This is a genomic window from Sorangium sp. So ce1504 (assembly GCF_051521635.1).
Lineage (GTDB): Bacteria > Myxococcota_A > Polyangia > Polyangiales > Polyangiaceae > Sorangium > Sorangium cellulosum_B.
This window is the reverse complement of record NZ_CP150365.1, coordinates 5,551,347-5,572,254: the sequence shown is the minus strand read 5'-3', so window position 1 is coordinate 5,572,254 and position 20,908 is coordinate 5,551,347. Positions and strand designations below refer to the sequence as shown.

The window sequence follows — 20,908 nt, the reverse complement described above, 5'->3', positions numbered from 1 at the left end:
CTCTCCTGTCACTCGATGTTCTGGACCTGCTCCCGCAGGCGTTCGAGCTCCACCTTCATCGCCACGACGTGATGGGAGATGGCGGCGTCCTGCGCCTTGGAGCCCAGCGTGTTCGCCTCGCGTACCATCTCCTGAAGCAGAAAGTCGAGCCTCCTTCCGCAAGGGTCGCCGCTCGGGGCCGCGAGCGCGCCGCCGAACTGGTCGAGGTGGCTCCGGAGGCGGGTGACCTCCTCGGTGATGTCGCTGCGCTCGGCGAGCAGCATCACCTCCGCCTCGATCCGCGTCGCCTCGAAGCCGGCCTCGACCCCCTGGAGCAGGCGCTCGACCCGCTCGCGCAGGCGGCGCCTGAGCGCCTCGCGCGCCTCGTCCGCGCGCGCCACGACCTCGGACGACAGCGCGCGCAACGTGGCCACCCGCCCGCGCATGTCGCCGGCGAGCGCCTCGCCTTCGCGCAGGCACATGCCCTCCATCGCGTCGATCGCGCGCTCGATGGCCAGCTTGAGCGCGGCGCGGACGGCCGCGATCTCGTGGCCGCCAGCGGGCGCGAAGAGGTCCGGCACGGCGCAGAGCAGCGAGAGCGGCACGTCGGCGCCCGGCGCGAGCTCGTCGCGGAGCTCCGCCAGGGCGCGGAACGCCGCGCGCGCCTTCGATTTGTCGAGCGTGCTCGGGGCCAGCACCGCGCCCTCGGTGCGCACGATGATCTCGATGCGTCCCCGCCGCAGGCGCTCGCGCGCCACCTGCTCGGCGAACATCGTGAGATCGACGAGCTCGCGCGGGAGCCGCGCGCGCACGTCGAGGAAGCGCTGGTTCACCGAGCGGATCTCGGCGACGACGCGCCCATCGGTGAGCGAAGCGTCACCGAGCCCGAAGCCGGTCATGCTCCGCACGAGCCGCCCCGCTCTACCTAGCTCGCCTTTTGTCCGCTGTCCGAGGCCCCTTGGGCCTTGGGCAGCGGAACCTTGCCACAGGTCACCGTGGCCGACGCGGCCGCGGGGCCCTTCTCACGGAGCGTCCGCAGGTACGTGACCGTGGGGACGATGCCGTCCTCCCAGCGTACGCGGGGCTCGTACCCGATGAGCTCGGCCGCGCGCGAGATGTCGGCGAGCGAGTGACGGATGTCCCCGGCGCGGGCGGGGAGGTGCTCGACCGCGACGTCCCGCCCGAGGGCCCGCGAGATCTCCTTGCAGAGCTCATTCAGCCCGATCCTGCGTCCCCCGGCGATGTTGATGACCTCACCCTTGAACTTCTTCGACGACGTCGCGCCGAGGAGGTTCGCGAGGACGGTGTTCTCGATGAAGCAGAAGTCGCGCGTCTGCTCGCCGTCGCCGAAGATCGGGATCGGCCGGTTCTGCAGGGCGGCGTCGACGAACCGCGGGATCGCCGCGGCGTAGGCGCCGTCCGGCGTCTGGTTCGGCCCGAAGACGTTGAAGTAACGCAGGCTCAGGGTCTCGATGCCGTAGATGCCTGCGAAGACCTTCATGTAATGCTCGCAGGCGAGCTTCGTGACCGCGTACGGCGAAAGCGGCATCGGCTCCATGCCCTCGTGCTTCGGGAGGACGGGCGTCTCGCCGTACGCGCTGGACGACGCGGCGAAGAGCACCCGGCGCACGCCCTGGCGGCGCGCCACGTCGAGCACCGTGACCGTGCCGCCGACGTTGACGGAGTTCGACTCGACGGGCGACTCGACGCTGCGCGGGACCGAGCCGAGCGCGGCCTGGTGGAGAATGACCTCGACCCCCTTGGCCGCCGTCGCGACCGCCGCCGCGTCCCGGATGTCCCCCGTGATGCGCTCGATCAGCGACTGGTGGGGGAGCCCGTCGAGGTTCTCCCATCGGCCAGTCGCGAGGTTATCGAGGACGCGGACCCGCTCGCCGGCGGCGGTCAGCGCCGCGACGAGGTTGCTTCCGATGAACCCGGCACCGCCGGTGATCAAGTAGCGAGGCGTGGACATGTGCGTGCTCCCCCGGCGGGCGCCTACTTCTTCTTGAAAAGGTTGTCGAGCTTGGAGCGAGAAGCCGCGATGCGCTTCGAGTTGTCTTCCGGTACGCCGTTCTTGAACGTGAAGAAAGTACAATAATTCGCTCTCTCCCGATCCGGGATGTACTCGGCGATGTGCTCCTTGCACTGGTTGTGCGCGGCCGGGTCCCAGTTCTCGCAGTTCCTGCAGCAGTGGAGGTCGACACCGCAGTGGGGACAGGTGTCCGCGCGCTGGAGCTTCACCTCGAAGATGAGCTCGTTCTTGCATTTATGACAGAAGTGGCGCTTCGCCTCGACCTTCGGAATCCAGCTCATGATGTCCTCCGGTACCACGACGAAGCCCGATCCGGCAGAAGGAACGCTCCGCCGCGGGCATGGTCGCAGATGGTACGCGTTTATCCCACAGGCGATATCCCTGCGGATCGGGCACCGAGGCCATGGGGCGGAGGCGTCTCGCTGGACCGGCAAACGCCGCAGACGGTTCGCTTGCTCGGCTCAGAGTCCGCCTGCCTGGCGGCGGCGATTACAGCAGCCCCTTGCGTCGCTGGATCTCGCCCATGACCCGCTGGTATTCGATTTCCCAGGTGCGGGAGCCCTCCTGCACGTGGCGGAGCTTGCCGCGCACCTCGGTGTCGAGCGCCTCGTCCATCTCGAGGTACTTCCGAAGGATGGGCCTTATCCGGCGGCGCAGGTCGTGGTCCTCGACGAACACCTCCTCGACGTTGTTCGAGTGCATCAGCATCTCGAGCAGCTGGTCGAGGAGATAATCCATCGTTTCCTCGCCGGTCTTGATCCCTTTCTGCTCCGCGGCCAGGCGCTTGACCCGGTTGAACTCGCCCTGAGGCAGTCCGCGTGCCTGGAGGATCTCTTTCGCCCGCTCGGTCGCTTCCCGCTCTGCGTGCAGGTAGCTCGTGAAGACCGACTCGACGTCGAGCGCGACCTCTTTCTTCGATTCGCACTCGATATCGCGGTTGTCCACGAGCGCGCGGACGAGTTCTTCTGTGAGGGGAGTAATTTTGCCGCTAAAGAGGCGCATCCAACGTCCGTAGCTGGAGGAGCGGTCGAACTGGCTCCCCCGTGCAGGGGTTCATTCACGGGGCGTGCCCGGCTCGAACCGAAAGGTACGGGCCGGGTATCCAGGATGTCAACGCAAGTGGGAGGTTCCGGCACAAGTCGGGCCCCCCCCAGCCGGTGGGGCCCCCCGGAACAGTAGGACCGCGACACCGCAAACCGCAGGAGCAGCCGCGATGATGATGGGTAAGGATGCGATGGCACGGAGCGTCAGGGTCCAGCCTGGCGCGCTCGGGAACGACGGTGGACTCGACCTGGACTCCCGCAAACGGCGGGTTGTCCGGCGCGGCGCGATCGGCAACGCGGCCTCTCCGGCCACGCAGTCGGCGCTGGCGGACGGAGGGACGATCCAACGCGTCGCGAAAGGGCGTCACCTGGTGACGCAGGGCGACGCCGCGACCGCGCTCGCCATGCTCAGCCTCGGCCGAGTCCGGCTGGTGCGTGGGATGAGCGACGGGCGCAGCCTGTCGCTCGGCTACAGAGGGGCCGGCGACGTGCTAGGCGAGGCTGCGCTCGGGGGCGTCACGGCCCACCGGGAGAGCGCGATCGCCACGGAGGACGTCGAGGCGCTCCTCATCCCCCTCGCGACGGTGCGCAACCTGATGGCGAGCGACGCCAACTTCGCCGCCGCCATCGTGACCACGCTGGTCGAGCGGCACACGGACACCGAGGAGCGCCTGGCGTCCATGCTCTTCCGCAATGTGGAGGCCCGCCTCTGTGAGTTCCTGCTCAAGGCCGCGACGCGCTGGGGCATCCCCGATCCGCGCGGGGTGCTCATTTCCGCGCCGTTCACCCATCAGGAGATGGCGAGCATGATCGGCTCCACGCGCGAGACCGTCACGCTCACCCTGGGCGATCTCCGTCGCAAGGGGGTGATCGAGATCGATCGCCGCCGGATCGTCGTCCTCGATCGCGACGCGCTGAAGGGCCGCATCTGAGCCCGCTCGTCCGGCGGTGTCATTGAGGGGCCGGCAGGCCTCCTCGATCGAGCGCCGTCGGTCACCGTCCAGGCTGTTCGCTCGGCGGCCTCTGCTCCGATAGCCCGACTGCTCCCGGCGTCGCAGCGGCGTTCGCCGCCCTGCTCACGCGTGCCGCTCTCCGGGGACCCACCCCGGATGTCTCGCGGATCTCCCCGGTCTGCCCGCTCGATTCGTCGCGGTGTTGCCCCACGCATCCGCCGCAGCCGTGACCGTTCTGTCCGTGCGCTGCGCGGTCTGGCCTCGCCACCGCGGTCCAGGCTCGCTGCGCGGTCCAGCGTGCTGCGCGCCAGCGGCCTCGTCGTTACGGCGTCTGGATGGCGACTCGCGCCGACCGCGGCGCTAGCGATCTCGCTTGGGTCCGCCGCTCGCCGGATCACGGGTGGAGCGGACCCCGAGCTTGAGCCTGCGCATGACGGCCTGCTTCTGCCGTTCCTTGTACCTGGCGTGGCTCGCCTCGCCGACCTCGTTCGCCGCCTCGGTCTCGCGGTCGATCAGCTGGAACTCGCACAGGACGAAGATGATCGGCCCGAGCGCCCAGGCCGCGGGCGGCGCCATGTCGAGGATCTCGGCGGGGAGCCGCACCGGCAGATCGACGACGAAGTGGATCACGCGGTAGCTCCGATCGCTGAAGCTGTTGTCGCCTGCCGTGAGCCCGTCGTCGACGTCGGTCTGCAACGCGTCGAGCATCGGCTGAAGGAAGGGCCGCGTCTCGCAGTAGCTCCGGAACCGCAGGATCGTGTTGGTGCTCTCGCCTGGCACGACGTAATTGAACGGAAACAGCCGCTCGGACAGGTACAGGAGCACCGGCAGCAGATCGTCCACGGTGCGGCAGACGATGCGGAAGCGGAGCTTGTCGTAGATGGCCGCCGCGGTCGTGTCGGTCTTCGACAGGAGCTTCGTGTAGAGCGAGTCCTTGTTCTTCCGCCCGCCGATGAACTCGGTGATCGGGAAGCCCGCCGCGAGCATGCCGCCGATCACCCGGTACACCTTCTCCTCGACGAGGTGGAAGACGTCCTGGTCCGACATGGGGATCGAGAAGAGGAGCTCGCGCCCGGCCAGGTGATGGATGATGTGCATCGCCTTGAGGATCGTGCAGGCGCAGAGCTGGCGGTGGCCCTTGCCCGAGGCGAGCAGCAAGATCTCCTCGACCGAGGCGCGTGCGACCGGGCTCGGGATCGGGAACTCGAAATGGCGGCGCAGGTACGCGATCGCTTCGTTCTTGACGCTCTCGAGGTGGGCGCGATCCCCCGGCTCGTCCGGGCGGAACTCCTGCGCCAGCAAGAGATCCCGCGCCGCCTGCTCGCCCTGCAGGTTGAGCCTCCTCCAGTCGATGACCGAGTCGCCGCGCAGGATGAGGTGCACGGACTCCAGGTCCATGAGCGTGAACTCTTCGAGCCGCTTGAGCCGGCCGACCGAGGCGTCTTGCGTCATGACCTCACGCTCCCCGAGCGTAAGCGCCAGCGCTGTCGCGCGCTCGGGAAACCCTCGCGTCGAGGTGCAGCAGGCGGCAGCTGGGCGAGAAAGTCAGGAGACAGGGGCGTTCGGCGGGGCGGGGCTCGAGCTCGGGGTACGGCCGAGCGAAAGGGTCCCGAGGAAGATGCCGATCGTCAATGCGACGACAGCGGCGTGGCCGAGGTACGCGCCACTGCAACCAATGGCGGCGAACGGGGCGAGCGCAGCCAGATACCACGGGGTGATCCTCATCGGTTCTCCTTCTCCGCCTCCAGCGGCACTGTACAGGCCGCATGGTCGCTCCCTCCGGGGGGGCACCAAGATGCACCACGATCGTCCCAGTCAGAGCGTGTAAGTGGTTGTAGGATAAGGTGCCACGCCCTGCTTCCGCGGGCCAAGAAGTAGCGGTTTCGGGGGGAACGCATCAAGGGAATTCGTTCTCACATTCCATTCCCACCCGAAACGCTGCCACTGGAAGCGAAAAAATATAAACAATAACAATGACTTGTAGCTAAGGACGAAGGTCTTTCATCAAGGGCTGCGTGCGGCTTGCTGGACGCGAGGTGGTACCTCAGAGACACGCGTCCAACTCACGGCGCTGCCTTGCTTGTCGGTTTCCGGGCGTCAACGGTCTCGTGCGCCGGGCGGCCGCAATGAGCGGCGGCAGGTCTCCGGCGCATCCGGCTGCTGTTGGGCTCGCTCCAGGAGCGCCGGCCGAAGCGCGCTCCGCGAGGCCGGCGGGAGGCGCGGGGCGCCGTTCAGTGCACGAACAGCGTGATCCGGGACTCGTCCGCGAGCGTGATGGCCCGGCTCGTCACGTCGTGCCCGCCCTTCCTGCCGACCGTGATCTCCACCTGGTAGAGGCCGTCCGGGAGCGACACCTTCGTGAGGACAGCCCGTGGGGCCGTGCCCTCGGCGAAGCGCCATGAGCTGTCGATGACCGTCGCCGTGTCTTCCGCGCGGTCGCCCGACGAAGAATCCGTCCACGTCACGTCGAGCTGCACGACCGTCGCTGCGTCGTCGAGACGCAGCTCGACCTCCCGCTCCTCGGGCAGGCGCTTGAAGAGGATGCTCCCCGCAACCAGCGCACCCAGCAGGAGGATCGCCGGCGCGAGACGCCGGAGCCACGGCGGCCGGCCCTCCGGCTCCGCAGGCCTCTCCTCCGGCGCCTCATCGAGATCGTGCTGCGGGGTCGAGCTCATCGAGCTTCAGCGCGCTCGGTTGGTGCGGACGCGCTTCACGAGGCCCTCGATCACCGGCTGCGGCAGGTCGAACGCGGGCATCTTGTTCTTGCCCTTCCTGATCGTGTCGGCCATCTGGGCGTCGGTCACCCGATCCTGCCACGCCGCGTCGGTGAGGTCCGGGGCGCGGACCATCGGGCCTTGCGGGCCGTCGCCTCGCCCGGCCCTGCCGTGGCAGGTGGAGCAGTTTCGCTGCCAGGCGAGCTCGATCAGCCCTGGATCGGTCTCATCGGACGCGACCGGCCGAGCGGCTACCTTGCCGCCCTGCCCCTCGCCGGGGTTCGGCGGATCGTGGTCGTCCCGCGTCCACGGGCGGACGTCGCCCGCCCCGGAGTTGCAGCCGAAGAGGCCGATCGCGAGGAGGGCGATGGAAAGGAAGCGACCCAGGGACCTGTCGTGACGTCTCCGCATGTCGTGGAGACGTACGGATAGTGAAGCTGGTGGGGGAGGCAAGAAAAGAAGGATCTCAGGGCGGCGTCGGCCGCCGGCGCGTGGAGAACGCAGCGGCGCCGGTGGCCGGCGCGCGCCGGCCGCTGGGCTCCGCCGTCAGCGGAAAGGGAGTGCCCCGACGTGCTCGGGCCCGCGGTGAGCGCGGCGCGCGGCACGAAGCGCGCCCGGGCGCAGCGGTGTCATTTGCAGGCGTCGCCGGCGACCTTGCCGCCGCCGTCCACGGGCTGCTTGTCGACCGCCTTGCCCTTGATGGCCGCGATGAAGAACCCGGTGCGGCGGTTCTGGGCCTTGCCCTCGGGCGTGTTGTTGTCGGCGACCGGCTTGGTCTCGCCGAACCCGACGGCGATGAAGCGCTTGCAGTCGTTCCCCTTCGCGACGAGCCAGCGAGCGACCGCCATCGCGCGCTTCTCGGACAGCGTCTGGTTCGCGGCGTCCTCGCCATCCGAGTCGGTATGGCCCTCGACGCGGAGCAGGCTGACATCCTCCCGCTGCTTCAGGAAGTCGTCGACGAGGTTGAGGACCTCGTCGCTCTCGGGCAGGAGCTTGTCGCTGTTCGTCTCGAAGACCACCGGGCCGGGGAGAGAGACCTCGTTGCCCTTGAGCTTGAACGTCAGCTTGAAGCGCGGGCGGGGCTTCTTCTCCTCCTTCGGCTCGGGCTTCGGCTCCGGCGGGGGCGGGGGCGGGGGCTCGGCCACCGGCTCCTTGCCGGCGTTGAACGAGGCGCTGGCCGTGCAACCCGCCGTCGCGGCGGCAGCGCCAATCATCATCACGGCGCACAGAACGGAAGCGACGTATCTACGCATGGACCTTGTTCTCCTCTGAGGGGCACGAGCCAGAGCTCGCATCGGCGACCCGCCGGGCTGACGCCCTTGGACGGCAGCTCGCCATGAATCTTCACCGCCATCGGGTACTTGCGTGGTGGACGCTCGAAGCGATGCCGACTTCTAGCGAAAAGTCAGGACGAACGAAACCAGGAAGAGGGCGCCTCGCGGCCCGCCCACCAGCGGGCGGACCGAGAGAGCGCGCTGGCAAGACCTCCCTTGCCTCAGCGCGTACCCTGGACGGGTGGGGTCGCTCCTTGAGACGCTCGCGGGGGGCGCGACGGCTCAAGCGCGAGCACGATCTTCGCGGGTGGTCGGAGCCAGCGGAGCAGGCTGCACGTCGCAGGCTGTGGGGATTCCGGCGGGCGCGGGCACCCGGGAGGTGCCCGCGGAGCCCAGGAGGCGTGCGCGACGCAGCGGCCGCCTGTGGATGGGAGTCGCGCGGCGATCAGCCTTCGTCAGCGGGCGCCGGCTGGCACGGCACGCCGGTCGTCTCGGCAGGCGGCGCGATCTCGCCCAGCTGGACCGCCTTCGCGGTGAACCCGATGCCGATGGAGATGGCGTCGCACTCCTTGCTCGGGTCCTGGCTGCCATCCTTCATGATGTCCGAGGCGCGGCGGACCTGGTCGAGGATCGTCTCCAGCGCGGGGCTTTCGCAGAAATTCGGCTGTACGGCGCCGATGACGCCGCGGAGCTCCTCGACGAGGACAGCCGTCTCGAGCACGCCCGCGATGGTCCCTTTGACCACCGAGTTGTGATCGGGCGCGAGATCCATCGCGATCCTCACGTTGCGGATCGTGAGACCGATGATGGTGTCCGAGACCGTCAGGTTCAGCTGGAACGTGACCTGTGAATCCGGGCCCGAAACCCATGTGTCGTCGACGACGTAGCTGGCCGGGAACACCACCTTGGAGCTCTCGACGTCCTGAGCGTCGTCGAGGAGCTCCGGTACGACAGGCCACCGGTCGGCGCCATCCCAGGTGGGCGCCTCGCCCAGCGTGGCGCCGCCGTAGAGCTTCGCGGTGAGGGGGTTGTAGGACGACCGCTCGCCGAGCCCGTCGACCTTGAAGATCACCGTGAAATCGCCCTTGCCGATGGCGTCGCTGACCCGGGTCGACGGGTCGGTCAGGAGGTTGGAGATGAGGCCGACGAGCTTGCTGCCAAAGGCGTTGTCGATCCCATCGGCGCCGTCCGGATAGACCTCCGAAGGGGCGGTGTCATCCACCGGCTTGCACAGGTCCTGTGATACGGTGCTGGACACCTTGCCGTCGAGGTTGAATCCGTACTGCTTCCAGCTGCCGGCCGCCTTCTTCCCGTCGCGATCCGTATCGCCGAGGAAGAGCCGGTCGATCGCGAACGCGACGCTCTCGCCATCCCCTGCCTGCTCCGGCCCCGGCGCGGGCGGCTGGCCGAGGTCGACGTCTTGAACGACAGGCGCCGTGGCCTCGGAGCCACAACCGGCAGCGGACACGAGCGCGGTCGCCAAATACACCGCGACGGCGATACGGGATTGACGCATCATCGACCTCACTTTCTGGAAACCCCACCCCGGATCAGGCAAGTGCTCTCAGACGGGCGCACATGCTAGCGCCGGCCTGCGCGGCTCATCAAGGGCGATCCCCGCTGCGCAATGCGCTATATGTGAGCCCGCCGGCGAGCGTTGGTGGATTGTCCCAGCGCCTCCCGATCTCGCGCTCCGCACCCTCTCCCGGATTACCGGTCTTTCCCGACTACCACCACGATGAGAAGCCCCCTGGAAGCCTGCTGTGACCGCTGAGTTCATCCACCTCCACGTGCATTCGCAGTACTCGCTCCTCGACGGCTCGCTGCGCGTCAAGGATCTGGCCGCGCGCGCCAAATCGCTGGGAATGCGCGCCGTCGCCCTGACCGACCACGGGAACATGTTCGGGGCGATTCAGCACTACAAGGCCTGCAAGGACCAGGGCATCGGCGCGATCATCGGCTGCGAGGTCAACGTCGCCCGCAGCTGGGGCGCGGCCGCGGGGCAGGTGTCGCGCTCGGGCGTGGACGAGACGCCCGTCGATCACCTCGTGCTGCTCGCCGCGTCCGAGGAGGGCTACAAGAACCTCGTCCGCATCGTCTCCCAGGGGCACGTCGATCCCGTGAGCGGGCTCGCGCCGAGCGTGCGGCTCGACACGGTGGCGCAGCACAGCGCGGGGCTCATCGGCTTGACCGGCTGCATGGGCGGCGTGGTCGCCCAGCGGATCCTCGAGCAGGGCGAGGGGGAGGGGCGCGAGGCGCTCAGCCGGCTCAGGGACTGCTTCCAGCCGGGGAGCCTCTACGTCGAGCTGCAGGACCACGGGCTGGTCGAGCAGTCGGTGCTCAACGGCATCCTGGCGCGGGCGGCGGGTGACCTGGGGCTTCCGCTCGTCGCGACCAACGACGCGCACTTCGGCGCGCGCGAGGACGGCGAGGGGCAGCTCTACCTGTCGTGCATCGCGGCCAACCGCACGTTCGCGGAGGCGAGCGCCGCGCACCACGGCAGCTTCGAGATGTTCCTCAAGCCCGCCGACGAGATGATGCACCTGTTCCGCGACCACCCGCAGGCGGTGCGGTCGACGCTCGAGATCGCCGAGCGGTGCTCGACGCTGAAGCTCAAGCTCGGCAAGCCGATGCTCCCGACGTTCCCGCTGCCGGGCGGGTTCTCGGACTCGGCGTCGTACTTCCGGCACGTGGCGCACGACGGCCTCACGAAGCGGCTCGCCCAGATCGCGCAGACGGGCAGGAGAGTGGACGAGGCGACCTACCGCGCGCGGCTCGACGTCGAGCTCAACGTCATCGTCCAGATGGACTTCCCGGGCTACTTCCTCATCGTCTGGGACTTCATCAAGTACGCCAAGGACCACGGCATCCCGGTCGGGCCGGGCCGCGGATCGGGCGCGGGCTCGCTCGTCGCCTATGCCATGGAGATCACCGATCTCGATCCGCTGCCGTACAACCTGCTGTTCGAGCGCTTCCTGAACCCGGAGCGCGTGAGCATGCCCGACTTCGACGTCGACTTCTGCATGGACCGGCGCGACGAGGTCATCTCCTACGTCACCAAGAAGTACAGCAAGGAGGCCGACAAACCCTCCGTCGGGCAGATCGCGACGTTCCACGAGCTCAAGGCGCGGAGCGTGATCAAGGACGTCGCGCGGGCGATGGCGTTCCCCGCGAACGAGGCGCAGAAGATCGCGAGCCTCATCCCGCAGAAGAGCCCGGGGATCATGTACACGATCCCCGAGGCGCTCGAGATCGAGCCGAAGCTCAAGGCCCTCAAGGAGAGCGACCCCACGGTCGCGGAGCTCCTGAAACAGGCGCAGAAGCTCGAGGGGCTGACGCGGCACGCGGGCATGCACGCCGCCGGCGTCGTGATCAGCGAGGGGCCGCTCTGGGATCACGTCCCCTGCTTCAAGAACGGCGAGCAGCTCGTCACGCAGTACTACAAGGACGACGCCGAGCTGGCCGGGCTCGTGAAGTTCGACTTCCTCGGGCTGAAGACGCTCACCGTCATCGACATCGCGGTGCGGCTCGTGAACGCGCGGCCCGACCTAGCGGGCAACGAGGGCAAGCGCTTCGACGTGAACACGGTGCCGCTCGACGACACCGCCACCTACGCGCTCCTCCAGTCGGGCGAGACCACCGGGGTGTTCCAGCTCGAGTCGAGCGGCATGCAGCAGCTCTTCAAGGACCTCAAGCCGGACGCCTTCGAGGACATCGTCGCCGCCGTGGCGCTCTACCGGCCCGGGCCGCTCGGCACCGGCATGGTGAAGGACTTCGTCGACTGCAAGCACGGCCGCAAGCCGATCGAGAAGATGCACCCGCTCGTCGACGAACTCCTCCAGCCGACGTACGGCGTCATCGTCTACCAGGAGCAGGTCATGCAGATCGCGCAGAAGCTCGCGGGCTACACGCTCGGCGGCGCCGATCTGCTCCGGCGCGCCATGGGCAAGAAGAAGCCCGAGGAGATGGCGAAGCAGAAGGCGACGTTCGTCGACGGCTCGCTCAACAACGGGGTGAAGGCCGAGGACGCCGAGCGCATCTTCGGGCTCCTCGAGTACTTCGCGGGCTATGGCTTCAACAAGAGCCACTCGGCGGCATACGCGCTGCTGACCTACCAGACGGCCTACCTCAAGGCGCACTACCCGGTCGAGTTCCTCTGCGCGCTGATGACGGCCGACCGCGACAAGATCGAGAAGGTCGTGCGGATCATCGCGGAGGGGCGCGCGTGGGGGGTCGAGATCCTCCCGCCCGAGATCAACGAGTCCAAGACCGACTTCACCGTCGTCTACAGCGCAAAGCCGGCGACGAACGGCAAACGCGTGGCCGGCACCCGGCGCGGAGGCTCGCGGCTAAGGGACCCGTACGATCCGAAGATCCGCTTCGGAATGGGCGCGATCCGCGGCATCGGCGAGTCGGCGCTCGAGGCGATCCTCGAGGCGCGGGACGCGGGCGGCGCGTTCGCGGATCTGTTCGACTTCGCCGAGCGGGTCGATCCGCGGCGGGTCAACAAGGGCGTGTTCGAGGCGCTCGTGCAGTGCGGCGCGTTCGACGCGAGCCTCCACGCGCGGGGCATCTCGCGGGCGCGGGCGTTCGCCGGCATCGACAGGGCGCTCGAGCGCTCGCGCTCCGCGAGCAAGGAGCGGAACAGCGCGCAGATCGGCCTGTTCGCGGCGGTGGCGTCCAAGAGCGAGGTGAGGCTGGACGATTACCCGATGGTCGAGGACTGGGATCTGCGCGAGACGCTCTCGCGGGAGAAGCAGTCGCTCGGGTTCTACGTCTCGGGTCACCCGCTCGATCGGTACGGCGTGGATCTCAACCGCTTCGACGTGACCGCGGTGAGCGCGCTGGCCGGCATGGATGCCTGGGCCAGGGTGCGCGTCGGCGGGATGGTCGAGGGCTACCGAGAGCGCATCTTCAAGGGGGGCGGCGGCAAGATCGCGTTCTTCGTGCTCGAGGACACGACGGGCCGGGTCGAGGTCAAGGTGCGCGAGAAGCAGATCGAGAGCTATGCGGATCTCTTGAACCGGGGGGAGCCGGTCCTGATCTCGGGGAAGATCAGCTTCCCGATGGTGGAGGAGGGGGCCGAGGAGGCCGAGGCCGCGCCGCGCGAGCCGACCCTGCTGCTCGACGAGGTGCAGCCGCTCGCCGACGCCATCCTCGCGCAGACCCGGAGCGTGGCGATCACGCTGAAGTCGCGCAGCGCCAGGCGCGAGCACATCGATCGGCTCGGGGCGCTCCTGCGGGCGAGCCCCGGGGTGTGCCCGGTGCAGCTCGTGATCCAGCTCGACGACGGGGCAGAGGCGGTGCTGTCGCTGGGGCGTGATCTGCGCGTCGAGCCGAACGACGCCATGCTCGGGCGGCTCGAGAAGCTGTTCGGCGAGAAGGTGGCCGAGCTCAGGTAGCCGGCTCGTCCGCGCCCGCGTGCTCGGCGGCACGCACGAGGGCGCCGAGCTTCGCCTCCGCGTCGCCGCGGTCGCTCTGGTGCTTGAGCAGGACGCCGAGCGTGTCGCGCGCGAGCTCCGGTGTCACCGCGCGCTTGCCGAGCAGGAGCAGCGCGCGGGCCCAGTCGATCGTCTCGCTGATCGCGGGCGATTTCCGCAGATCCATGGCCCGCAGGGCGCTGACGAACGCCACGATCTGCGCCGCGAGGCGGGGCTCGATCCCCGGGAGGGCGACCTTCAGGATGGCGACCTCGCGCGACGGAGGCGGGTAGTCCAGGAACGCGTGCAGGCACCGGCGGCGCAGCGCCTCGGTCATCTCGCGCGTCGCGTTCGTCGTCAGCAGGACGAGCGGCGGGTGCGCGGCGCGGATGGTGCCGAGCTCGGGGATCGTGACCTGCATGTCGGAGAGCACCTCGAGCAGGAACGCCTCGAACTCAGGGTCCGCGCGATCGACCTCGTCGATGAGCAGGACGACCGGCGCGGCGCTCCGCAGCGCCGCGAGGAGCGGGCGCGCGATCAGGAAGTGCTCGCTGAAGAACGACGCCTCGCTCCCCGCGATCGCGCGCGCGGCTGCGGCGAGGCTCGCCGCGCCGGCGATCTCCTTCGCGACGGCGTCGCGGAGCAGCTGCGTGTAGAGCATCTGCTTCGCGTAGTCCCACTCGTACAGCGCCTTCGCCTCGTCGAGGCCCTCGTAGCACTGGAGCCGGATGAGCCCTCGGCCGAGCCCCTCGGCGGCGGCGCGGGCGAGATCGGTCTTGCCGACGCCGGCCGGCCCCTCGATCAGCAGCGGCCGCCCCATCCGGAGGGCGAGCCAGAGCGCGAGTGAGGTCGCCGGATCGGAGATGTAGCGGGCCGCCGAGAGGCGAGCGTCGAGCTCGGCCGCGGTGGCCGGGGTGTCGTCGCGGGCGCCCCGATCGTCGAGCGCGCCGCCGTCGTGATCCGGAGGAGGCGTCACGGCGGGACGGTAGCACGCCGCGCGCGGGCCATCGGGCGGCGCGGCACGGCCTGGCGCGCCAGAGTCCGCTAGCCGCGCGGCTCGGCGAGGATCTCGGCGGCGAGGAGATCGAGGCGCGGCGCCGCGCGATCGGGACAGGGGAGATCCGCCTCGCCGCGGAGCGGGCACAGCTCGCAGCGGCGTCCATCCATGACGAGGCCCGCCCGCATGCCCGCCGCGCGCGCGGCCGCCACGTCGCTCGGCGCGTCGCCGATCATCCAGCTCGCCGCGACGTCGAGATCGAGGTCGCGCGCGAGCGCCGTGAGCATGCCCGGCTGCGGCTTCCTGCAGTCGCACGGGCCGATGAGCGCCGGATCGCCGCCCGGCCCGCCCTCGGGGTGGTGCGGGCACACCGCGAGCGCCGCGATCGCGACGCCGGCCTCGCGGAGCCGATCGACGAGCGCGCGGTTCGTGCGCTCGATCGCCTCCCACGGGACCTGGCCCTTCGCCGCGCCCGGCTGGTTGGTCGCGATCGCCAGCAGGAACCCGGCGTCCGCGAGGCGCCGCAGGCCCTCGATCGCGCCGGGGAGGAGGCGGATCTGATCCGGATGAAACGCGGTCACGACGACGCCGAGCTCGTGATCGCGCACCACGTCGATGAGCGTGCCGTCGCGGTCGAGCAGGATCCCGCGCTTCGCCACGCAGGGCTCAGCTCTCGGCCACGAGCTGGAGGAGCCGCTCGCAGATGAGGTGGTGGTAGACCTCGTGGAAGCCCTCCACGTGCGGCGTCGACGTGTAGCCCGCCCGCGTCCTCGGCACGATCACGCTGGCGTCGGCCATCTGGCGCAGGGCGCCGCCGTCGTAGCCGACGAGCGCGACCACCTTGGCCCCCGTCTTCTTCGCGAAATCCGCGGCGGCGACGAGGTTCTGCGACCATGGGCCGGCGCGATCGGCGCCCGAGCCGCCGTGCACGCTCAGGCACACGAGCACGTCGCCCGCGATCATGCGGCCGTCGAGCTGCTCGAGGAAGATCCGGTTGAAGCCGACGTCGTTGGTGAGGGCGCTGAGGAGCGCTGCGTTGTCGCAGAGCGAGGTGCACTTGAAGCGCCGCTTGCCATCGACCCACGTGAACTTGGCGATGTCGCAGGCGAGGTGGCTCGCGTTGGCCGCCGAGCCGCCGTTGCCGCACGTGTAGATGGTGCGATCGCTCCGGTACGCATCGAAGAGGATCTCGATGACGCGAGCCATGTCGTCGGGGCTCGTCGCGAGGGCGATCTCGGACGTCTCGCGGAGGTACTTTTCGACGAAGTCGTGCGTGCTCTGAGGCATGGCCGATCTATAGCCAGAGTCCCGTTGAAATGCCCAGCACGAGGGGTGCGCCGGCGCGCCCGCTCACGATCGGTGCAGGTTCGCGACGATGCGTGCGCCGTCGAGATCGAAGCGGAAGCGCAGGACGCGCAGGCCCTTCGCGGCGAGCGCCTCCAGCACCCGGCGCCGCTCCGCCGGCCGGACGTAGAACATGAAGAAGCCTCCGCCGCCGGCCCCCATCAGCTTGCCGCCGAGCGCCCCCGCGCCTCGAGCGATCTCGTAGATCTCGTCGAGGACCTCGTCGGTCATCTTGGACGCGAGCTTACGCTTCTGGGTCCAATGGGCGTGGAGGAGCTCGCCATAATCGTCGAGCCTGCCCGTGACGAGGATGCGGTGCACGTCGCGGCCGATCTCCCTGATGCGGTGCATCCGCTCGACCACCGCGGGCTCCAGGTCTTGCAGCCGCCGGCCCTGCTCCGAGAGCACGATCCTGGCCGCTCTTTCGACGCCGCTCCACACGATGAGCAGGTTGCTCTCGAGCTCGTCCAGCACCTCGTCGCGGACCGGGACGGGCTCGACGTGCACCGAGCCGTCCGGAGAGAACGTGAACGCCGTGACGTTGCCGTAAGCGGCGATGTACTGGTCCTGCTTGCCGATCGGCTCTCCGAGGCGCTCGATCTCGATGGAGCAGGCCTCGCGAGCGAGCTGCTCGGACGATACGAAGTCGCGCTTGTACGTGTGCAGGGCGTTGAGGAGGGCGACCGTGAACGAGCTCGACGAGCCGAGGCCCGAGTTCGCGGGGAGATCCGCGACGCTCGTGAGCTCGATCGAGTGCTCGATTCCCATCATCCGGAGCGCTTCCCGGAAGATCGGGTGCTCGATCGCGTCCACCGAGGGGACGATCTCGGTCTTGGAGTACGCGAGGCGGATGTCCCGGTGGAAGCGCTTGTTGGCCGTCACGTAGATGTACTTGTCGATGGCGGCCGACACGAGGTAGCCGCCGAAGCGGCCGGAGTACGCGGGCAGATCGGTCCCGCCGCCGCCGAGGGAGAAGCGGACCGGGGCGCGAGAGACGATCATCCCCGCTCCTCCGCCGCGGCCGCGGTCGTGAGGGCGGCCTCGAGATCGCGGAGGCCCTGCTCCGAGCCGATCTCGTGGAAGCGCGCCGCGACCGCGAAGGCCCGGAGGAGGCCGCGCGCCGCGAGGTCGCGCTGCACCACCTCGAAGCCGAGCGGCGCGTCGGCTGGCAGCGCCTCGACGACCTCGCGGCGGAGCGCGGTGGCGCCGTAATCGATGTGGTCGAGCGCAGGGTCGGGCGGCGCGCCCGCGCGCCGCTTCTCGTAACGCACCACCAGGTCGCCCGAGACCGCGGCGTTCGACGCATCGAACCGACCCTCGTTCCGGTACACGGCCATCGTTCCGAGCGCGCCGGGGTGTGTGCAGAGGTCCCGGAGCGGGGCCAGGTAGTCGAACGGGAGGTAGGAGTCGCCGTAGGTCATGAGAAACACAGGAGCCAGCTGGGGCAGCGCGCGGCGCAGCGCGCCGGCCGTGCCCAGGAGATCGGGGCCGTCGTCGGCATAATGGAGCGGCAGGCCCGCGAACCGGTCGCCCATCGCCCGTCGAACGGCGTCGCCGAGGTGGCCCACGCAGAGGACCACCTCACCAAAGCCCGCTGCGGCGAGCCGCTCGAGGAGCCACGCCCCGAACGGCCGTCCGGCCACGGGCAGCAGGAATTTCGGGGTGCGCTCCGTCCGGGGGCGCATCCGGGTGCCGAGTCCGCCGGCGAGGATCACGGCTTGAGGAGGTGAGGCGTCGGAGCGCACGGGGAGGACCTACCATAGACGACGGTCGCCTTCGGGGCGTCTCCAGCGCTCCCCGCAGGCGACTCGGAGAAAAACGCCGCGACAAACTGTACGGCCGTTCAGCAGGCGGTTACGGTACGCGCCATGACCAACAAGGACCTCGCGCCGCATCTTCTCCGGACGCTGGTTGCCCTCCAGAGCGAGGGCAAGACGGTGACCCTCGACACATTGACCACGGCCCTTCAGGTGCGTCGGACCGACGTTCGCCGGGCGATCACCGCCCTGCACCGCGAGGGGTATCTCGACGTCCTCCGCATGCGGCTGACGCTCCGCGGGCTCGCCCTCGGCGCGGCCTTTGCGGCGTCGCAGCTCCGCCCGTTGCGCCGCGCGTCGCTCCGCGCCGTCAAGGCTGCTTGAGCACACCCACAGGGCCGCCACCCTGGCGCGGCCGTGAGCGGCGAGTCGATCTCTGCCCGAGCGCGAGGCCCATGCGTGCGGACGGAGGGTCCCGACATGATCTCTCGATGCGTTTCAGATCTTGCCAGCATTTCATTTGATAAAACGGCAAATTCACACCGAACGCGCGCGGCCCCAGCCAGGGATCCGGCGCCCGGTCGCGAGCCCCGACCGGCGCAGGAACACCTGGTTTCTCCGGCCTGTGCGGGCCACTGTGCGTGGAAGACGTTGACATTCCGAGGGATTCATGAGACGGCGGCTGCGTGATATCCGATGTCGAGATCGAGAATGAGATTCGCGCTTCCGTGGCCGAGTTCTTGGAGGGCATGAGAGCGCTGGTCCGTAAGGACGTTCTCCGGACCGCCGCGCGGTACCTGCAAGTCGACATCAGCGCCGCTGGGATATCGACCGGGCCGGCCGCGACTCCCGCCAAGCCGATCCGGAAGGGCGAGCGCGCTCCGGCGCCGAGCCGCCCGGCCGCGCCTCCCCGCAGCGCCCCGTCGCCCAAGACGCCGACGCGCGCTGCGCCGCGCAAGAAGGCGGCCGCGCCGCGGACGAGCGGAGGTGGCGCGCGTCCGGCCGTCGCTGCGCCGAAGTCGCGCGCCGCGCGCACCCCGGCGCCCGCCGTAGCGGCCCCCGTGAAAATCGCCGAACAGGCCGCTCCGGCGAGCCCGGTGAACCCCGCGAGCCTGTCGTCCGGGAGCTCCGGGGACGAGATCGCCGAGGCGCTGCTCGCCCATGTGGAGATCGAGCCTGGGCAAGGGATCGACGACCTTGCGTTGGCGATGGGGACCCCTGCGGCGGAGCTCCAGGAGCCGCTCAAGAAGCTCCTTGCGGAGAACAAGATCACCGAGGAGCTGCGTCAAGGCCAGGCGTCGTACTACCCGGCCTGAGCGACCTCGGTGGGCCGGCCAGCCAGGCACGGGCGTTGCTTGGAGCCGGCCGTGGGCCGTCCGGTCGGCGCGGGCACGGGCCGGGCGACGCCCTGCGCGATGCGGACGATTGACCGAGCGAGCCCTGCTGGCGCTGTCCGGTCGGAGCTCGGCGGTTTCCGCCTCACAGCTGGCGAACCCGGCGATGCCGTCGCCGCGTACTCGACGCGGACCCGGGGCCCCGGTACCCTGCCGGTCCAGGCGCTTTCCGGATGACTCCCGCGCACGAACAGATTCTCAACGTCCTGCTCGGCTATCTCTCGGCGATGAACGCAGAGGGAGTCTTGCTCCGGGCCATGCGGGAGGCGGAGATCCAGCCCGAGGCGTTCTCGCTCGACGACCTCCCCGACATCCTTCCGAGCATCGAGCGCCGAGCCCGCCTCTATGTGGATCCGACGCGGCTCGGTCGGCTCAGGTCGGAAATTTCGGCGATTGGCGGCGAACGACCTTCGCGACGCTCGAAGGTCATGGTCATCAACGTGGAGGCCGACATCAGCGAGGCGCGCCTGAGCGCGAAGGCCGTTTGCGATGCGGCCGGCGCAAAGAGCTTCACGTCGCACAAGGTCGCGACCATCGTCAGCGAGCTCGCGCGAAATATCGTCCATTATACCCCTGGCGGGACGATCGAGCTCGCGGTGCAGCGCGACAGCCCGGTCCGCTTCCTCATCGTCGCCGTGGATGAGGGCGCAGGCATCCAGAACCTGCAGGAGATCCTCGCCGGGCGCTACAAGAGCAAGACCGGTATGGGGCGCGGCATCATCGGGGTCAAGCGGCTGGCCGATCGCTTTCATATCGACTCGGGGCCGAAGGGCACGCGGGTGGAGATCGAGGTCCACCTGTGAAGCTCTCCGTGGAGTACGCGATCCTCCCCAAGGACGGAGAGCTCGTGAGCGGCGACGCCGCGTTCGTGCGGGCCGGGGAAGACGGCGTCCTCTTCGCGGTCATCGACGCCCTCGGCCACGGCGAGCACGCGGCGGCCGCGGCGAACGTCGCGCTCAAGGCGCTCGCCGACGCGCCGAGCGGCGAGGACGTCCGCGCCCTCATCGATCGCCTCCACGTGCGGCTCCGCGGCACCCGCGGCGCCGCCGGCATGATCTGTCGCTTCCGGGAGGGGCGGCTCCAGGGCTGCGGCATCGGCAACGTCGAGCTGATGTCGCACGGCACGCGCGTGCAGTGGCTCCAGAGCCCGGGCATCCTCGGCGCATCGCTCAGCAAGGTCCGGATCTTCGATGCGCAGCTCGCGCGGGGCGACCGGCTCGTCGTGTTCACCGACGGGGTCTCCCCTCGCTTCGATCTATCGCTGTTTCGTGGAATGAAGGCCGCGGATGCCTGCCGCGCCCTCATGAGCCGACACCGGCGCTCGCACGATGACTCAACGGTCTTGATCGCCGACATCGAACCTTAGGATGACCATGGAGCTCAAGCGCCTTCCCATCATCAACCTGTGGGACCGGATCCTGGTGCCCATCCAGGGGGACGTGACCGATGACCTCGCGGAGCAGCTGAACACCGAGGTGCTGCGGGCCATCCACGAGAGCGGCGCGAAGGGGCTGGTCATCGATCTCACGGCCGTCTGGATCATGGATAGCCACCTGTGCGCGGTGCTCTCGAACCTGGCGTCCGCCGCGCGGCTCATGGGCACACCGACGATCCTGTCCGGGCTGAGCCCCGAGATAGCGATGACGCTTCAGGCCATGGGGGTCGAGCTCGAGGCCGTGAAGACGGCGCTGACGCTCGAGCAGGCGCTCACGATGCTCGGGCTCGAGGTGCGCCGGGCCGAGGCGCGCGACGAGGACGACGACGAGGACGACGACGACCTGTTCGACGACGAGGACGAGGAAGACGAGGAAGACGACGGGTGGGAGGCGGACGACCGCGGCGACCCCCGGCGAGCGCCGACGAACGGGCGGTCCGCTCGGCCCGCGACGAGCATCGATCGGCGGCAGAGCGCGAAGAGCCGGCTCAGGCGTCGCTGAGGCCGCGCGTGCGCGTCCACGACGGTGACGACATCGACACGCCGAACGCGCCCTCCTGACGGCG

At 69.4% G+C, this 20,908-nt stretch carries 22 protein-coding genes; 7 read left to right on the top strand and 15 right to left on the bottom strand.

The window, feature by feature from the left end; translation table 11 throughout:
* Positions 1-8: 8 nt before the first annotated feature.
* The 4 genes from WMF39_RS20905 to WMF39_RS20890 all read right to left on the bottom strand — a co-directional run bounded on the left by WMF39_RS20905 (position 9) and on the right by WMF39_RS20890 (position 3,013).
* The gene (locus tag WMF39_RS20905; protein WP_437748004.1) at positions 9-878 is read right to left on the bottom strand and encodes a YicC/YloC family endoribonuclease; all 870 of its coding nucleotides are present in this window, start codon (positions 876-878) and stop codon (positions 9-11) included.
* A gap of 26 nt (positions 879-904) precedes the next feature.
* Positions 905-1,951, bottom strand: coding sequence for an SDR family oxidoreductase (locus tag WMF39_RS20900; protein ID WP_437747236.1), 1,047 nt, complete (start codon positions 1,949-1,951; stop codon positions 905-907).
* A gap of 23 nt (positions 1,952-1,974) precedes the next feature.
* Positions 1,975-2,292: a hypothetical protein gene (locus WMF39_RS20895; RefSeq protein WP_437747235.1), complete on the bottom strand. Its 318-nt coding sequence runs from the start codon at positions 2,290-2,292 to the stop codon at positions 1,975-1,977.
* Between the two features lie 208 nt (positions 2,293-2,500).
* Complete coding sequence (locus tag WMF39_RS20890; RefSeq protein WP_012236388.1) at positions 2,501-3,013, bottom strand: DUF507 family protein; 513 nt, start codon at positions 3,011-3,013, stop codon at positions 2,501-2,503.
* 232 nt (positions 3,014-3,245) lie between these two features.
* On the opposite strand from WMF39_RS20890, the gene WMF39_RS20885 reads away from it, so the two are divergent.
* Positions 3,246-3,986 (top strand): Crp/Fnr family transcriptional regulator, encoded by a 741-nt coding sequence (locus WMF39_RS20885; protein WP_437747234.1) that lies wholly within the window; start codon positions 3,246-3,248, stop codon positions 3,984-3,986.
* 381 nt (positions 3,987-4,367) lie between these two features.
* On the opposite strand, the gene WMF39_RS20880 is transcribed toward WMF39_RS20885, so the two are convergent.
* The 6 genes from WMF39_RS20880 to WMF39_RS20855 form a co-directional block, all read right to left on the bottom strand.
* Positions 4,368-5,459, bottom strand: coding sequence for a TIGR04552 family protein (locus tag WMF39_RS20880; RefSeq protein ID WP_012236386.1), 1,092 nt, complete (start codon positions 5,457-5,459; stop codon positions 4,368-4,370).
* A gap of 93 nt (positions 5,460-5,552) precedes the next feature.
* Positions 5,553-5,732: a hypothetical protein gene (locus WMF39_RS20875; RefSeq protein ID WP_012236385.1), complete on the bottom strand. Its 180-nt coding sequence runs from the start codon at positions 5,730-5,732 to the stop codon at positions 5,553-5,555.
* A gap of 506 nt (positions 5,733-6,238) precedes the next feature.
* Positions 6,239-6,682 carry a hypothetical protein gene (locus WMF39_RS20870; RefSeq protein ID WP_437747233.1) on the bottom strand — a complete coding sequence of 148 codons (444 nt, stop codon included), beginning with the start codon at positions 6,680-6,682 and terminating at the stop codon, positions 6,239-6,241.
* A 6-nt stretch (positions 6,683-6,688) separates the two neighbouring features.
* The gene (locus WMF39_RS20865) at positions 6,689-7,132 is read right to left on the bottom strand and encodes a c-type cytochrome (protein ID WP_437747232.1); all 444 of its coding nucleotides are present in this window, start codon (positions 7,130-7,132) and stop codon (positions 6,689-6,691) included.
* Between the two features lie 218 nt (positions 7,133-7,350).
* Positions 7,351-7,938, bottom strand: coding sequence for an OmpA family protein (locus WMF39_RS20860; RefSeq protein ID WP_437747231.1), 588 nt, complete (start codon positions 7,936-7,938; stop codon positions 7,351-7,353).
* Positions 7,939-8,440: 502 nt separating this feature from the next.
* Positions 8,441-9,511, bottom strand: a complete 1,071-nt coding sequence (locus tag WMF39_RS20855; protein ID WP_437747230.1) for a hypothetical protein — start codon at positions 9,509-9,511, stop codon at positions 8,441-8,443.
* Positions 9,512-9,758: 247 nt separating this feature from the next.
* Here WMF39_RS20855 and dnaE point away from each other — a divergent pair, with 247 nt between their 5' ends.
* Positions 9,759-13,397 (top strand): DNA polymerase III subunit alpha, encoded by a 3,639-nt coding sequence (dnaE, locus tag WMF39_RS20850; RefSeq protein WP_437747229.1) that lies wholly within the window; start codon positions 9,759-9,761, stop codon positions 13,395-13,397.
* On the opposite strand, the gene WMF39_RS20845 is transcribed toward dnaE, so the two are convergent.
* From WMF39_RS20845 to WMF39_RS20825, 5 genes are all read right to left on the bottom strand, one after another.
* The gene (locus WMF39_RS20845; protein ID WP_437747228.1) at positions 13,390-14,391 is read right to left on the bottom strand and encodes an AAA family ATPase; all 1,002 of its coding nucleotides are present in this window, start codon (positions 14,389-14,391) and stop codon (positions 13,390-13,392) included. The two genes, dnaE and WMF39_RS20845, sit on opposite strands and share 8 nt — an antisense overlap.
* A gap of 68 nt (positions 14,392-14,459) precedes the next feature.
* Complete coding sequence (locus tag WMF39_RS20840; protein ID WP_437747227.1) at positions 14,460-15,071, bottom strand: D-glycero-alpha-D-manno-heptose-1,7-bisphosphate 7-phosphatase; 612 nt, start codon at positions 15,069-15,071, stop codon at positions 14,460-14,462.
* Positions 15,072-15,078: 7 nt separating this feature from the next.
* The gene (locus tag WMF39_RS20835) at positions 15,079-15,699 is read right to left on the bottom strand and encodes a D-sedoheptulose-7-phosphate isomerase (protein WP_437747226.1); all 621 of its coding nucleotides are present in this window, start codon (positions 15,697-15,699) and stop codon (positions 15,079-15,081) included.
* A gap of 63 nt (positions 15,700-15,762) precedes the next feature.
* A complete protein-coding gene (locus tag WMF39_RS20830; RefSeq protein WP_437747225.1) occupies positions 15,763-16,758 on the bottom strand; it encodes a GHMP family kinase ATP-binding protein in 996 nt (331 codons plus the stop codon).
* Positions 16,755-17,501, bottom strand: a complete 747-nt coding sequence (locus tag WMF39_RS20825) for a nucleotidyltransferase family protein (protein WP_437747224.1) — start codon at positions 17,499-17,501, stop codon at positions 16,755-16,757. The genes WMF39_RS20830 and WMF39_RS20825 overlap by 4 nt, the downstream gene beginning before the upstream one ends.
* 123 nt (positions 17,502-17,624) lie before the next feature.
* Between WMF39_RS20825 and WMF39_RS20820 the strand changes: the two genes are divergently transcribed.
* The 5 genes from WMF39_RS20820 to WMF39_RS20800 all read left to right on the top strand — a co-directional run bounded on the left by WMF39_RS20820 (position 17,625) and on the right by WMF39_RS20800 (position 20,844).
* On the top strand, positions 17,625-17,897 hold the full coding sequence (locus WMF39_RS20820; protein ID WP_437747223.1) for a hypothetical protein: 273 nt from the start codon (positions 17,625-17,627) through the stop codon (positions 17,895-17,897).
* Between the two features lie 677 nt (positions 17,898-18,574).
* Positions 18,575-18,829 (top strand): hypothetical protein, encoded by a 255-nt coding sequence (locus WMF39_RS20815; RefSeq protein WP_437747222.1) that lies wholly within the window; start codon positions 18,575-18,577, stop codon positions 18,827-18,829.
* 305 nt (positions 18,830-19,134) lie between these two features.
* Positions 19,135-19,710: an ATP-binding protein gene (locus WMF39_RS20810; RefSeq protein WP_437554160.1), complete on the top strand. Its 576-nt coding sequence runs from the start codon at positions 19,135-19,137 to the stop codon at positions 19,708-19,710.
* Complete coding sequence (locus WMF39_RS20805; RefSeq protein ID WP_272099468.1) at positions 19,707-20,273, top strand: SpoIIE family protein phosphatase; 567 nt, start codon at positions 19,707-19,709, stop codon at positions 20,271-20,273. The genes WMF39_RS20810 and WMF39_RS20805 overlap by 4 nt, the downstream gene beginning before the upstream one ends.
* Positions 20,274-20,280: 7 nt before the next feature.
* Entirely contained in the window at positions 20,281-20,844 is a 564-nt protein-coding gene (locus WMF39_RS20800) for an STAS domain-containing protein (protein WP_437747221.1), read from the top strand.
* The last annotated feature ends 64 nt before the right edge of the window (positions 20,845-20,908 follow it).